Consider the following 14,989-nt stretch of genomic DNA (forward strand, 5'->3'; position numbering starts at 1 on the left):
AAGGATAAAGCATCAATGGATTTGATACAGTCCAACGGACAACCACATTATGGTCGGTTTAGCGAACTTCCAAAAACCATTGATTTAAATAAGTATCAGTATAAAACCCCATATGGTGAAGTACTCACCGGTTGGCGGAAAAAGCTGAAATATAAGAAATTCAAGTTTTGTAGTATTCAACATGAGCATTACACCATTGGCTTAGCGATTGCTGATATTGCTTGGGCTGGCCATGGTTTTGTTTATATTTATGATCATCTCAAAAATGAAGTGCTTGAATGGAACGCCGTCAATTTTCTGGCGCGTAAAACTGTATTAGATGAACAGCCTTTATATAATCAAAGTGTATTTGCAAATTCACCTTTTCAAATTGAAATTCAGCATGCCAATGGTGTGCGCTATGTTCAAGTCACCAAGTATGGTGAAATTAAGCTGAGTGCCCGTATTTTCTGCGCAGGCACTGATCCATTGAGTATGTGCAGTCCAACAGGGATTAATGGTTGGACTTATACCCAAAAATTGACCACCTTAGCCTGTGAGGGTTTTTTTACCAATAAAGTGGGGCAGATCATTCAGTTTAATGAGCGAACCTTGGCTGCGATAGATGATACCTGTGGTTTCCTCCGACCGGAAACAGCTTGGTTTTGGCTCTCTTGTAGTTTTTGGGATGCTGAGGGCAGACGTATTGGGCTCAATTTAGCTTCTGGTGTGAATGAAAGTTATGGTAATGAAAACTGTCTGTGGATGAATGGAAAGCTCTATACCGTGAGTGATGTTCTGTTCCAAATGGAAGAAGAAGGACATTGGAGCATTCGCTCGTTAGATGAACGCTTAAATTTAACAGTGACTACGGGTTGGCGCCGTTTTGAAAACCTAAATTTGCGTCTTGTGGGCAGTCAGTTTAGTCAGTGGCAAGCCAAAATTAGCGGTACGATTCAGCAGGATGATCAAGAAATTGTATTGCTAAATGAATATGGACTGCTCGAACAGCACTATGCAAAGTGGTAAAAGACCTATAACAAAAAAACCAGCATCATGCTGGTTTTTTCTTTTGTTATGTTTATGAATTTATTTCCCTGCTTGCCAAAAAGCTTCACCGGCTAAAATCGGATCATGACTTTCTGCTAGGGTATCGATCCAAACATCGTACTGTTCAATCACAGGATGTTGATTGGGATGAAAGTCTTTCTTAAACCAATCCAGATATTGACCACGCATCCGAGACAGTATCCCTTTTTGCCCAAAGAACCAAGGCAGCCCTTTACGCATCATTTGCAAGCGCTGAATACGGTTAAAGCCATCATGTTTGAGCATGACATCTGCACGATAGGTGGTGAAACCAAACATCATCACCGTGGTAAAGGCCAATGCAAATAGACGCGTCGCTTCAGGCACATGTCCGACTTGTTTCATCACATCAAATGCGACATCACGGTGTTCCATTTCTTCAATGGCATGCCATGCAAATAAAGCACGCACATAGGGGTGGGCCTCAGCCAACGTGGCTTTATGGCTATAAAAAGTCTCGGCCATCAGTGCGGTTAAATGTTCTGCTGCCGCAGTCATGGCAATGTTGTATTGCGGCGAGCGTTTGCTTAATTCGAACTTAAAGATTTTATTTAAACGCTGAATAAACTGATCGACAGGCATGCCTTGTTCTCGCATGACCTGATTCATTTTGTCGTGGACAATGCCATGCTGTGCTTCTTGCTTAATAAAGTCGCTTACACGAGCCGCTAAGCTTGGGTCTGTAATTTGGTCCCGAAACAAACGCACGCTTTGAATAAAATAGCGTTCTCCATCGGGGAAAGTGAGGCTGAGTGCATCGAACATGCGCGTCCGAAATGGGTCGCCGCCAAACCAAAAACGGGGCACTTCATCGAGCTTAAAATTGAGTTGGGTTCGCACAATCGGTTCAACAGGGGCTTTAACAATGGCATTCATTTTGTTTTACTTCATTTGCCTTGGATGATTGCAGTATGTCGGAGAAAATGCAGTTTGTTTTGACAGATATTGCCATTTTTTATACATTTTACGCCAATGTGAAAATATCGCATGTCAAATAGCGGGTGGGCCGTCATGCAAGAATTACAAATCCCCAATGGTTATTTTCAGCTCTGGAATATGTATCTCATAGAGCAAGGAATTGATTTTCATCAACTCGGTTTTTTAGCGCAATATCAGTATGAACTGGAGCATGTATTACAACTGCCAATCGATACCCAATCGCCATTTTCATTCTTTCAAACGATTTTACAACTGACGCGAGAACAATTGGATTGTCCTCAGTTGATTATGGAGATGGCAAAATTTATTCAACCTGAGCATTTTGGTGTTTTGGGCTATATGGCCACACGCAGTAATAGCGTGGCTGAAGCACTGAGTTATGTGATGCGTTTTAGTCGTTTGGTGATTGATGGGGCGGAAGTTAGTCCCATGCAGATGCAACAAAGGGGCAATGAAATTTGGCTGACTTGGCCTTTTCTCAATGAGAAATATGCTTCACTGAATGAAATAACCATGGCATCTATTGTTCATTTGGCCAAGAAAATTTTCCCCGATCAATTACAATTCTTAAAAATCCAAATGGCGCATCCAGCCCAGATGGCACAGTATCATTATCAAAAATTTTATGGCTGTGAAGTGAGCTTTAATCAAGCCTGCTATGCCTATGTGATGAGTGCGGACAGTTTGATTTTAAAATCGGGCTTTGCTGATCCTTCTTTAACGCAGCTTTTACTGAAACAAGCAGAGGTTGCAATTGCCCTCAAGCCTCGTTATGAAAGCGTATTACAACAGATTCATAGCGCCGTGGCTGATTATCTTAAAGCGTATGCGGAAGTCCCTAAAATCGAACAGATTGCCAATGAATTACACTTGTCGACGCGAACCTTACAACGCCAGTTGCAAGACTGGGATAGTTCATTTAAGCGAGTACTTGAGTCAGAGCGCATGAAACGATGTGAATATCTCTTACAACAAGGTTTGAGTTTAACTGAAATCGCCTTACAACTCGGCTATTCGGGACAGTCTGCTTTAGCGCGTGCCTATAAACAGCACAGTGGACAGACATTATTACAGTTGAAACGACAACTGAAATAACAGCTGGCATAAAAAAAGCGCCTTTGGGGAGGCGCTGAAATGTATGCAATGATCAGACTGATTTCAGTCGTGGAAAACGGAATGCAATCGCAAGGATGGCAAAAATTGCCAGTATCCAACAGTAGTAAATGCTGCCGATGAGTTCAACTGGCGAAAGCTTTGCAATTGAGCAGGCCAATAGAAGCTGTGCACCATAGGGAATAAGCCCTTGTACAACACATGAAAAGATGTCGAGCAAAGCGGCTGCACGTTTGGGGTCTACGCCATATTCTTTCGCGACTTCACGTGCCATATCTCCCGATAAAATAATCGCTACAGTATTGTTGGCCACAAAAATGTTGGAGAAAACCACCAAAAAGCTCAATCCGATTTCACCTGCGCGCTCACGACCCACTTTAAATAAACGGGTTAGGCTGTAAATGCGTTGAATAAGCCAGTCGAGACCACCTTCTTTTTGCATAATGGTCGAAAGACCGCCCAAGAACATCGACAGTAAAGCGACTTCAAACATACCGACAAAACCATCATAGATGGCTGTGTTGAGTTGAATGACCGTAAATTCTGGCTGTGTAATCAGTCCCATCACCCCAGAGAGCACTACACCGACTGTAAGTACCGCAAGCACGTGTAAACGACTGAATGCGAGGAAAAATACCACCACATAGGGTAATACTAGCCAAGGATTAAAGTCTTTCGACTGAACGGTTTCGGTTTGGTGAATACTAAAGACATAAATCGCGATTGTGATTAAAGCCGCAGGTACTGCAATCCAGACATTGACGCGAAACTTGTCTCGAAGTTGAACTTTTTGACTGGTGGTGGCTGCAATGGTGGTATCCGAAATCATCGATAGGTTATCACCAAACATCGCACCGCCCACGACCGCACCTATGGCATAGACCGCAGCAATATCGGTGGCTTGAGAGAAACCAAAGGCAATCGGTGCACAGGCCGCAATGGTGCCCATCGAGGTGCCCATTGCTGTTGCAATGAACGCTGAAATAATAAATAGCATCGGTAACACAAAGGCGGGTGGAATTGCAGACAAGCCCATTTGTACTGTGGCTTCAACACTACCAATGGCGTTGGTGGTACTGGCAAATGCACCTGCCAGCATGAACACCATAAACATTAAGATGAGGTTCGGGTGACTTGCACCGCGCAGAAAGGTTTCGATGCCTTGATTCAGCTCACCGCGGTAAATCAACACCGCCAAGATAATGGCAGGAATGGCCGCAACAGGCGCTTTCATTTGATAGAACGCAAACTCGGTTCCAATCACAGAATGGTAAATACCACTGCCTAAGAAAATGGCTAAAAAAACAATAAGCGGTAACAGCGCAAGCGCACGTGCTTGCACTAAACCTGAGTTATCGGTGGTCATAGGAGATAGGGAAATGAAAGAATGTGCGTAGTATAATGCAGGTTTTGCTATTTCATAAAACTTTAAATGTAAAAGCTAAACCACCTATTTTTATCATTTTTTTGCAAATAAAAATAAGTTTATCTAAAACTTAGACATTTTGGTATTTCCTAAAATTAGGCATCTTTGATCATTGAGAAAAAAACCGAAATATCAGTAAATGGTGCTTTACGGTTGTTCTGAGAATATTTGACGAAAAATGAATTGGAACGCGAACGCGATGTGCTCTATTCAATGAGTAAAAAATAGCGTTACAATGCAGCGTCTTGTATTTTTACAAAGCCAACTCCTCAGTAGTTTTAATTTTAAACAAGTTAAGGAAAGCACAACCCTATGTCACGTTTAGCCACTCGTTTTGGACAGCTTAAATCTCAACAGCGTAAAGCTTTGGTTTCTTATGTTATGGCTGGTGACCCTCATCCACAGGTAACAGTTCCTTTGTTACATCAGATGGTCGAGGCGGGTGTAGATGTGATTGAACTCGGTCTTCCATTTTCAGACCCTATGGCAGATGGTCCTGTGATTGCCCTTGCTGCAGAACGCGCATTGGCAGGTGGCACCAATACCTTAGACGCTTTGAATATGGTCAAAGAGTTCCGTCAAAAGGATCAAGAGACCCCAGTCGTATTGATGGGTTATCTGAATCCAGTTGAAGTCATTGGTTATGAAAAGTTTGTATCGACTGCGCATGCATGTGGTGTCGATGGCATTCTACTGGTGGACTTACCACCAGAAGAAGCAGCAGAGCTTGATGTTGTATTGAAGCAATTTGATATGGATCAAATCTTTTTACTAGCGCCAACGTCAACGGACGAACGCATTAAACATGTGGTGAAACAGGCGAGTGGTTTCATCTATTACGTGTCTTTAAAAGGGGTCACAGGTGCAGCAACTTTAGACGTTGCTGAAGCTGCAAACCGAATTGCGAAAATTAAAGCAGAAACAGATATTCCTGTCGGTGTTGGTTTTGGGATCAGTGATGCGACATCTGCCAAAGCAATGGGCGGAGTGGCTGATGCTGTGATTGTTGGTAGTGCTTTTGTTAAGCAATTTGCAAACTTAGCACCAGAACAAGCCGTGGTTGAAACGGTTAATAAAGTCAAGGAGCTTCGAGCAGCGCTCGATGAGTTAGTATGAGTCAAGATGTTAAATCAGGGAAAATCCTAAGCCCATCGACGCCATGGACTGAACGTGGTGTACCCGGTATTCAAGTACCTGATGAGCAAACCTCACTCAAGGCGACGTTTACAGAACCAACGATTGAATGCCCTGAGTGCCATGCACTTGTTACACGTACTGCAATGTCATTTAACGCGTATGTTTGCCCTCAGTGTGATGAACATTTGCGTATGAAAGCCCGTGATCGTTTGAATTGGTTCTTTGACCAAGTGCAAACAGAATTGGGACAGGAATTTAAAGCCAAAGATCCGTTGAAATTTGTCGACTCAAAGCCATATCCAGCGCGTATGAGTGAAGCGCAGACCAAAACAGGTGAAACTGAAGCCTTGGTGGTGATGCAAGGTTTACTCAAAGGTATTCCTTTGGTTGCCTGTGCCTTTGAATTTGACTTCATGGGTGGTTCAATGGGTACGGTTGTTGGTGACCGTTTTGTGCAAGCGGCTGAAAAAGCCATTGCGGACAAACAACCTTTGATTTGCTTTGCTGCTTCGGGCGGTGCGCGTATGCAAGAAGGCATGTTGTCTTTGATGCAAATGGCGCGTACTTCAGCAGCCATCCAAAAAATGAAAGATGCTGGCTTACCTTATTTGGTGGTGTTGACCCATCCTGTTTATGGTGGTGTAACCGCATCTTTAGCAATGCTCGGTGATGTACATATTGCAGAGCCGAAAGCGATGATTGGCTTTGCAGGTAAACGGGTGATCGAACAAACTGTGCGTGAAAAGCTAGAAGAGCCGTTCCAGCGTGCGGAATACTTGCTTGATCATGGTGTAATCGATCAAATTGTTCACCGTCACGCATTACGTGATACAGTTTATCGTATTGTCGCGAAACTGATGAATTTGTCTTGAACACAGCACCACTTGCAACAGACTCTTTAGAAACATGGCTCGATTATTGGGGCCATGTTCACGTTACGGGGATTGATTTAGGATTGGAACGGGTTATTCCTGTAGCTGAAAAGCTCGGTGTAACGCGTCCCGATGCCAAAGTTTTAACTGTAGCGGGAACCAACGGGAAAGGTTCGACCACCACCACACTGGCTGCCATTTTAAATGCGCAAGGCTATAAGGTGGGACTGTATCAGTCACCACATATTTACCGTTTTAATGAGCGGATTAAATTACGTGGTGTAGAGGTCGATAACCAAAGCTTGGTCGATGCTTTTGTACAAGTGGATCAAGCGCGCCGTGATTGTGATTTAAGCCTCTCGTTCTTTGAGGCGACCACACTCGCGGCTTTTGTCATTTTTAAAGACCAAGTATGTGATGTTTGGGTCCTTGAAGTCGGTCTAGGTGGTCGCTTAGATGTGGTCAACGTGATTGAACCCGATGTTGCGGTGATCACCAATATTGGTTTAGACCATACTGACTGGCTGGGCGATACCATTGAAAAGATTGCCTTTGAAAAGGCAGGCATTATCCGTCCCAATATTCCTGTGGTGTTTGGCGGCTTACAACAAATCCCTCAAGCGATTATCGATAAAGCGGATGCTTGTGCTGCAAAACTTTATGCAGTGAATCGTGACTATTTTTATCAACGCAGTGAGCATGGTCAGTCATGGATGTTTGCATCCAGCGGCACTACTTTAAATTTACCTCTCGGCACATTGGCGGTTGAGAATATTTCAACAGCTGTTGCTGCTGTTTTATTGAGTGGTTTAACTGTCACTCAAGCGGCTATTTCTGAAGGAATTCAAAACGCAAAATTGCAAGGTCGTTTTGAAATTCGCCAAATACAGAACAAAACGGTAATTTTTGATGCAGGGCATAACCCGCATGGTGTTGCTTTTTTATTAAATCAATTGCGAAATTTCCTAAAATACAATAAACAGTACACTGAAGTAGTCAGTGTTTTCTCGATGTTGGCAGATAAAGATGTGAAATCTGTCACAGAGTTATTGAAAGACTCCATACAAATGTGGAAAATTGCGGCATTAACTGTCCCGCGTGCAGCTCCAATTGAACAATTGGATCAAGCGCTGCAAGGGCAACATGTGCAGCACTTTGACAGTGTGAAATTGGCTTTTAAATCAGCGCTCGACGAAACAAAGAATAATCAGCTGATTTTGGTATGTGGTTCATTTCATACCTTAGAAGCGGTATGGGAGTATTTGGAAGAATGTCAATGAATAGCAAACAACGTTGGATGGGTGGCGTTGTTTTATTAGGTGGTGGTGTCCTTTTGGCGGCATTACTGCTTAAAGGCAAAGAAGAAATACATCAAAATAATATTAAAACACCAGAGCTAGTCACACAAAATGTGCAACGCAATGCCGAAGGTGAGTTGGTTCAACTTCAGCCGTTAACGGTTGATGTCGAAACAGAAAAGCGTTTACTTGAACAACAACGTGTAGCACGTGAAAAATCGGTTGCTGAACAAGAAGCTCGTGCGGCCGAATTTTTAGCAATGCAACAGCAAGCCGAAGCAGATGCTGCGCGTAAAGCAGCGGAAGAATATGCCGCGTTGAATGCGCACCGTAATGCTGCACAGCAAAGCTCGGACAACATTCCACCAGAATTGGTTGAAGATGAAAAAGCCAAGCAACAGCGAATTGCTGCGGACAAAGCGGCTGAAGTAAAGAAGTTGGAACAGCAAAAGCTGCAAGCGCGTACTGAAGCTGAAAAAGCAGCGGCTGCAAAAAAACTGGCTGAGCAAAAAGCCTTAGCAGAAAAGCAAGCGCTTGAAGATAAAGCTAAGCGAGAAGCTGAGGCTAAACGTAAAGCAGAAGATGAGCGTAAAGCTGAAGCGAAAAAAGAAGCCGAACGTAAAGCAGATGCTGAGAAAAAAGCGGAAGACAAACGTAAGGCAGATGAAAAGCGTAAAGCTGATGAAGCCAAGAAAAAGGCGGAAGCTGAGAAAGCGCGTGATTTGCTTGAACATGGCGATAAGCAGTGGATGGTACAGGTGGCATTGGCTGCCAATGAAGCCAATGCGGATGCACTGGCTGCTAAGCTTCGTGCCAAGGGCTATAAGGTCACTAAAAGTCCAACATCTAAAGGTGTAAGGATTATGGTGGGGCCATCTAAAGACCGTGATACTGCCGATGCAGCCCGCAAAAAGATTACTGCAGATGCGAGCCTCGGTATGAAGTCCGCATGGGTGATTGACTGGGTGCCACTCGACAAACGTTAAGATCGGGTTAAATCCAATTGCCTTCACTAAGATGGATTTAACAGTTGCTGTTGAATCCATTTTATATTTTCGGGGCTAAATAAAGGCTCGATATTTTGCCAAATTGGATGAAAACCATAACCCCCATGTTTCATCTCAGCCAAGGCATCAGCGGTAGACCAGTTTTGAAAAATAATGCGGTACATAGCCACACTGGCGCCTGTACGGTCTGAACCATGGTAGCAATGCAATAAAACTTTTTGCTGGTTTTGCTGCGCATGTTGGATTTGCTGCATCACCTTTAACAAGTCTTCTCGGTCAATCGCCCATGTATGAATGGGGATATGCACCAGTTTAAACCCTTGGTTGGACAGTTTTTTCAGGTCTTGATTGCGTGAGCGTAAATTAATAATTACATCAATTTTCTGTGCTTTTAAACTCGGAACTAAATTTTGATCGGGTTGCTCACTACGAAAAACAGTTTCACTGATTTGATAGAAATTATGCGCAGGCTGCATCGACTGCCCCCAGTGTTGTGGGCGCTCTGTATCTGGCAGTGAAGGTGTAGTCATACAGCCAGAAACACTGATACACAGAGAAAGCATAACAAGATATTTGGTCATAGGATCAGGCTCTGATGGTGTGAAAGTTCAACCGGATCATGCGCGCAAAAGATTTCGATACGTGGTTCAGACTGTGCCAAGTGTTGAATTTTATGCAAGTTACTTAAACGCTGTGCATTATCTTCGGCAAAAAATACTTCCAAGGCATTTAAGCTGCGAAGTCTGTTTTGGGGGGTAAGTTCTAGGTGGGAGTAGTAAGCATCCCCGCAGAAGAGTTTCCAACCTTGTTGGGTTTTAATGGCAATGCCACAGTGGCCTTCAGTATGCCCAAACAGTGGAATCAAAAGAATCTCATTATGAAATAAGTCAAACCCTTGCACTTGAGTCAAATTAAACCATGCGTCACCGTGAATCGGCTCAATAAAGTGCCAATGGCGATGCTGCTGAAATTGTTGTGTTTTATAACGGGCTTTATTTTTAAATGACTTCAGGTTTTGTGCAGCATTATATTCGTTAGAAAGTATATGTACTGTTGCATTGGGAAAGTCGGAAATACCCCCCGCATGGTCAAAATCCAGATGTGAAACCAAAATGTGTTTGACATCCTTTGGGCTAAAGCCAAGTTTTTGGATTTGTGCAATGGCTGTTAATTCTAAGTTTTGTTCAATTTTTCCAATTCGAGCCACCAACTGCCCCAAACGCTGTTTGGTGTGTAGATAGTCCTGTATGCCTAAGCCCGTATCAATCAGCACCAGCCCTTGATCTGTTTCAACCAAAAGACAATGGCACACGACCTTAGCTTGAAAACCTTTTTGACCAAAGAGTGGGGCACACACTGGACACATGGTGCCGCAATGTAAATGGTGAATGTTATAGATCATAAAGTCATTTTTATCGTATTGTTTTGACTGTTATAGCGGAAGATTTTAGTTTTAACAGTTTGATTTTGTTAAAGAGTCATGCATGCCTGCTTTAAGCGGAAAAAAGCCTGTCGATTGACAGGCTTTCAAAAGTTCAAACCCGGCTCGTCATTGGAGTTTGAAACGATCATACAAGGTGACTCAGAGCGTATTTTTATGGGTTAGTCTCCTCTTTTGATTGCTTGAAGTTCGGGCCCCATTTTGTTTTCAATGGAGCTGCTCGGTCAAAACCTCGGGCTTCACTTGTCTGCTGCCACAGCAGAATATTTTATCTTTGCTCAGGCTGTGGAGTCAGGCGTAAATACGGGGTAACTGCTTTATAACCTTTCGGAAAGCGCTGTGCGATTTCAGCTTCATCTTTGAGTGACGGCACAATCACCACATCTTCGCCTTGTTGCCAGTTCGCAGGAGTTGCAACTTTGTGGTGATCGGTCAGTTGCAGTGAGTCAATCACGCGTAAGATTTCATGGAAATTACGACCAGTCGATGCAGGATAAGTGATAATCAAACGGACTTTTTTGTTTGGATCGATAATCACTAAAGAGCGAACTGTTAATGTTTCACTGGCATTAGGATGGATAAAACCATATAGCTCAGACACTTTACGGTCTTGGTCGGCAATGATCGGGAAATTCACCGTGGTATTTTGGGTTGCATTGATGTCTTTAATCCAACCTAGATGTGACTCAACATCATCGACCGAGAGAGCAATGGCTTTTACCCCACGTTTTTCAAATTCATCTTTGAGTTTTGCGGTAAAGCCAAGCTCGGTGGTACATACTGGCGTGTAGTCAGCAGGATGTGAAAACAGTACTCCCCAGCTATCGCCTAAAAATTGATAAAAATCGATTTTGCCTTCGCTCGAAGCCTGTTGAAAGTTGGGTGCGATGTCGCCTAAACGTAAACTCATGTTGAACCTCAAATTATCTTTATGTCTATGGGATGAACATCACTATGGCGCAATTTCTTTTGCATGAAAAATAGTGTTTTATTATTTATTTATACAAAATATTCATAATTGGTCGGATAGCTGTTATGTATTTGGGGATGCCAAAGATGACCTCATTGTTGCTCTAGAGACCGTTTATTTGCATATTTGGTAACGGTGTTTAGACGAGATTTTTTCTGCTTCTGTGAAGTGTATCGCTCTATAGAATTGATTGCGCATTCGATCGGTTTATGATTGGATATAATTCTTTTCATCATTGATTTATAGTTGTTTTTTAAAGCAATTTCACAAAGTATAAAAAACTTGAGTATTAGAACAATGAAAAAAATAGGGATAGCCCTGACTTTAGTGTTATGGGGACTGGAAGTAACCCATGCGCAGAATGGTGGGCAATTGAAACAAGCCCAAGTCAGTACTGCTCGTCAAACGCCACAACAAATTACAGATCAATATCTAGCGTCTCAAAAAAGCCTCAAACAGCGTAAAGCCACCCTTTCACAGGCTCTCGAGCGAGAGTTAGCTCAAGGTCAGAATACGAATAATATTTATCAAGTTGCTTGTGTACAGCTTGTTCCGATTCTTACCGCAATGCGAGTCAATGATGAACAACTCTTGGGTTTTCTACAGAGCATGAATCCAAGTCAGTCCAATAATGGGGTGAAAGCCTCGCTGCGGAAAAATCAAGCGCTTGAAAGCAAAACCTTGAATAACTGCAAACAATTAAAGTCGCTACTTTAAAAAGACTGTTGAATCCTGATGAGTTCGGATGAAATCTCTATGTCGGCTGTTTAAAATTTGTTACATTAGTTTGCCTTAGATTCGACGGGCTAGAAACAATGAATAGATTTTTTAAATGGTTTTGTGTAAAGCCCTTGTACTTCAAATTTCTAGCACCATAATAACGACTAAGAAAACATATTCATTTGACAAGCAAGATTTAGAGAGTCTATTCATGTTGGCAAGTCTGATCGGAGGAATCTTCGGTACCAAAAATGAGCGCGAACTCAAACGCATGCGTAAAATCGTAGACAAGATTAATGCGCTCGAGCCGACGATATCCGCTCTTGGCGATGCAGACTTATCTGCAAAAACTGAAGAATTTAAACAACGATATAACAAGGGCGAAAGCCTCGATAAATTACTCCCGGAAGCATTTGCCGTCTGCCGTGAAGCAGCTAAGCGTGTCATGGGCATGCGTCATTATGATGTACAGTTGATTGGTGGTATTACCTTACACGAAGGTAAAATTGCAGAGATGCGTACAGGTGAAGGTAAAACCCTAATGGGTACCTTGGCGTGTTATTTAAACGCGATTAGTGCTCAAGGTGTTCACGTCATTACCGTGAATGACTATTTGGCACAGCGTGATGCTGAATTAAACCGTCCGCTCTTTGAATTTTTGGGTTTAAGCATCGGGATTATCTATTCCATGCAAGATCCAACAGAGAAAGCTGAAGCCTATCGTGCCGATATTACCTACGGTACCAACAACGAATTTGGCTTTGACTATCTACGTGACAACATGGTGTTCTCGCTTGCTGAGAAAAAACAACGTGGTTTGATCTATGCCATCATAGATGAAGTCGATTCGATCTTAATTGATGAAGCACGTACGCCGTTGATTATTTCAGGTCAAAGTGATGACTCTTCACAGTTGTATGCTGCAATCAATAGCATTCCACCCAAACTGCATGCGCAGAAAGAAGAAAAAGTCGCGGATGGCGGGCATTTCTGGATTGATGAAAAACAACGTTCTGTTGAAATGACAGAAATTGGTTTTGAAACGGTTGAAAATGAACTGATTGAGATGGGCTTGTTGGCTGAAGGTGAAAGTCTATATTCATCGACCAACCTGAACTTGGTTCACCATGTGACTGCTGCCATTCGTGCGCATTACTTATATCAACGCAATGTGCACTACATCATCAATGATGGTGAAGTGATCATTGTCGATGAAAACACAGGACGTACCATGCCAGGTCGTCGCTGGTCAGAAGGTTTACACCAAGCAGTTGAAGCAAAAGAAGGCTTAGAAATCCAGCCTGAAAACCAAACGCTTGCAACCACAACCTTCCAAAACTATTTCCGTCTATACAAAAAGCTTTCGGGTATGACCGGTACTGCCGATACTGAAGCTGCGGAAATGAAAGAAATTTATGGTCTAGACGTGGTGATCATTCCGACGCATCGTCCAATGATTCGTCTCGACCAAAACGATTTAATCTATTTAAATCGTAATGGTAAATACAACGCGATTATTCAAGAAATTCAACGCGTGCATGAGTCTGGTGTAGCCCCAATTTTGATTGGTACTGCAACGATTGAAGCGTCTGAGATTCTTTCTGATAAATTGCGTGATGCAGGCATTCAGCATGAAGTGTTGAACGCAAAACAACACGAACGTGAAGCGGATATTATTGCGCAAGCGGGTGCACCGCGAGCAGTAACCATTGCAACCAACATGGCAGGTCGTGGTACAGACATTCTGCTCGGTGGTAACTGGAAAGCTTTACTGGCAAAAATTGAAAACCCAACTGCTGAAGACGAAGCGCGCTTAAAAGCCGAATGGGAACAAAACCATGAAATGGTATTGAGTTCGGGTGGCTTACACATCATTGGTTCTGAGCGTCATGAATCACGTCGTATTGATAACCAGCTTCGTGGTCGTGCAGGTCGTCAGGGTGACCCAGGTGTGTCACGTTTCTACTTGTCACTTGAAGATGACTTAATGCGTATCTTTGCGGGTGATCGTGTTGTGGGCATGATGCGTGCGATGGGCTTACAAGAAGACGAAGCCATTGAGCATAAAATGGTGTCACGTTCGATTGAAAATGCGCAGCGTAAAGTTGAAGCACGTAACTTCGATATTCGTAAGAACTTATTGAAATACGATGACGTCAACAACGAACAGCGTAAAATTATTTACTCTCAACGTGATGAGGTTTTGGCCGAAAGCACATTGCAAGATTATATCGAAGAGATGCAACGTGATGTGATGCAAGGCGTGATTTCTAACTATATTCCACCTGAGTCAATTCATGATCAATGGGATATTGACGGGCTTGAAAAAGCGTTACGTGAAGACCTCGCGATTGATTTGCCAATCAATCAATGGTTGGAAGATGACCGTCGTTTAGATGAAGAATCTTTGGTTGAACGTATTACTGATGAAGTGGTACAGCGCTACCGTAGCCGCCGTGAGCAAATGGGCGATGAAACAGCAGTTATGCTGGAGCGTCACTTCATGTTGAACTCGCTGGATCGTCACTGGAAAGATCACTTGGCAGCGATGGATTATTTACGTCAAGGCATTCACTTACGTGGTTATGCACAGAAAAATCCTGAGCAAGAATACAAAAAAGAAGCGTATAACTTATTTGTAAATATGTTGGCGATTATCAAATCGGATGTTGTAACTGACTTATCTCGCGTACATGTACCAACGGCTGAAGAGCTGGCTGAAATGGAAGCTCAAAAGCAAGCTCAAGCTGAAGCGATGCAATTGAACTTGTCGCATGCCGACTTTGATGGTTTGTTGACCGATGATCAAAGCCAATTCGCAGAAGTAGATGCACAGTACGAGCCAGTCGAAGAGTTTGCGGCACCTGCGAGTCGTAACGCGCCTTGCCCATGTGGTTCAGGTCTAAAATATAAACAGTGCCACGGTAAAATCTAAACTGTGAACGAGTGAAAAAGCAGAACTTCGGTTCTGCTTTTTATTGATATGACTAAAAAATTG

At 43.0% G+C, this 14,989-nt stretch carries 13 protein-coding genes; 8 read left to right on the forward strand and 5 right to left on the reverse strand.

From position 1 onward, the window contains the following. The first annotated feature begins 15 nt into the window (after positions 1 to 15). Complete coding sequence (locus AC4MDD_RS03100; RefSeq protein WP_491882274.1) at positions 16 to 1,008, forward strand: DUF2804 domain-containing protein; 993 nt, start codon at positions 16 to 18, stop codon at positions 1,006 to 1,008. Positions 1,009 to 1,068: 60 nt separating this feature from the next. On the opposite strand, the gene AC4MDD_RS03105 is transcribed toward AC4MDD_RS03100, so the two are convergent. Next, the gene (locus tag AC4MDD_RS03105; RefSeq protein ID WP_491882275.1) at positions 1,069 to 1,944 is read right to left on the reverse strand and encodes a metal-dependent hydrolase; all 876 of its coding nucleotides are present in this window, start codon (positions 1,942 to 1,944) and stop codon (positions 1,069 to 1,071) included. Between the two features lie 135 nt (positions 1,945 to 2,079). On the opposite strand from AC4MDD_RS03105, the gene AC4MDD_RS03110 reads away from it, so the two are divergent. Continuing rightward, positions 2,080 to 3,102 (forward strand): AraC family transcriptional regulator, encoded by a 1,023-nt coding sequence (locus AC4MDD_RS03110; RefSeq protein WP_491882276.1) that lies wholly within the window; start codon positions 2,080 to 2,082, stop codon positions 3,100 to 3,102. 52 nt (positions 3,103 to 3,154) lie between these two features. Here AC4MDD_RS03110 and AC4MDD_RS03115 read toward each other — a convergent pair whose 3' ends face one another. Beyond that, positions 3,155 to 4,486 (reverse strand): Na+/H+ antiporter NhaC family protein, encoded by a 1,332-nt coding sequence (locus tag AC4MDD_RS03115; RefSeq protein ID WP_078425707.1) that lies wholly within the window; start codon positions 4,484 to 4,486, stop codon positions 3,155 to 3,157. A gap of 372 nt (positions 4,487 to 4,858) precedes the next feature. Here AC4MDD_RS03115 and trpA point away from each other — a divergent pair, with 372 nt between their 5' ends. Genes trpA through AC4MDD_RS03135 form a run of 4 tightly spaced genes read left to right on the forward strand, consistent with a single transcriptional unit; the run spans position 4,859 to position 8,839 of the window. Then, the gene (gene trpA / locus AC4MDD_RS03120; protein WP_005401958.1) at positions 4,859 to 5,662 is read left to right on the forward strand and encodes a tryptophan synthase subunit alpha; all 804 of its coding nucleotides are present in this window, start codon (positions 4,859 to 4,861) and stop codon (positions 5,660 to 5,662) included. Beyond that, entirely contained in the window at positions 5,659 to 6,555 is an 897-nt protein-coding gene (gene accD / locus AC4MDD_RS03125) for an acetyl-CoA carboxylase, carboxyltransferase subunit beta (RefSeq protein WP_004697788.1), read from the forward strand. Before trpA ends, accD begins: the two co-directional genes overlap by 4 nt. Further along, complete coding sequence (folC, locus tag AC4MDD_RS03130) at positions 6,552 to 7,835, forward strand: bifunctional tetrahydrofolate synthase/dihydrofolate synthase (protein ID WP_491882277.1); 1,284 nt, start codon at positions 6,552 to 6,554, stop codon at positions 7,833 to 7,835. Before accD ends, folC begins: the two co-directional genes overlap by 4 nt. Next, positions 7,826 to 8,839 (forward strand): SPOR domain-containing protein, encoded by a 1,014-nt coding sequence (locus AC4MDD_RS03135; protein ID WP_371746425.1) that lies wholly within the window; start codon positions 7,826 to 7,828, stop codon positions 8,837 to 8,839. Before folC ends, AC4MDD_RS03135 begins: the two co-directional genes overlap by 10 nt. 26 nt (positions 8,840 to 8,865) lie before the next feature. Here AC4MDD_RS03135 and AC4MDD_RS03140 read toward each other — a convergent pair whose 3' ends face one another. The 3 genes from AC4MDD_RS03140 to AC4MDD_RS03150 form a co-directional block, all read right to left on the reverse strand. Beyond that, entirely contained in the window at positions 8,866 to 9,441 is a 576-nt protein-coding gene (locus tag AC4MDD_RS03140; RefSeq protein WP_491882278.1) for a dual specificity protein phosphatase family protein, read from the reverse strand. Further along, the gene (locus AC4MDD_RS03145; RefSeq protein ID WP_491882279.1) at positions 9,438 to 10,262 is read right to left on the reverse strand and encodes an MBL fold metallo-hydrolase; all 825 of its coding nucleotides are present in this window, start codon (positions 10,260 to 10,262) and stop codon (positions 9,438 to 9,440) included. The genes AC4MDD_RS03140 and AC4MDD_RS03145 overlap by 4 nt, the downstream gene beginning before the upstream one ends. 307 nt (positions 10,263 to 10,569) lie before the next feature. Continuing rightward, on the reverse strand, positions 10,570 to 11,211 hold the full coding sequence (locus AC4MDD_RS03150; protein ID WP_114837869.1) for a peroxiredoxin: 642 nt from the start codon (positions 11,209 to 11,211) through the stop codon (positions 10,570 to 10,572). Between the two features lie 342 nt (positions 11,212 to 11,553). Here AC4MDD_RS03150 and AC4MDD_RS03155 point away from each other — a divergent pair, with 342 nt between their 5' ends. Together AC4MDD_RS03155 and secA are read left to right on the forward strand one after the other, a co-directional pair. Beyond that, complete coding sequence (locus AC4MDD_RS03155) at positions 11,554 to 11,988, forward strand: ABC-three component system protein (RefSeq protein ID WP_227557044.1); 435 nt, start codon at positions 11,554 to 11,556, stop codon at positions 11,986 to 11,988. A gap of 214 nt (positions 11,989 to 12,202) precedes the next feature. After that, entirely contained in the window at positions 12,203 to 14,926 is a 2,724-nt protein-coding gene (gene secA, locus AC4MDD_RS03160; RefSeq protein ID WP_114837870.1) for a preprotein translocase subunit SecA, read from the forward strand. Positions 14,927 to 14,989 lie beyond the last annotated feature (63 nt).

It is taken from the genome of Acinetobacter sp. CAU_H_29a_1 (assembly GCF_058599505.1).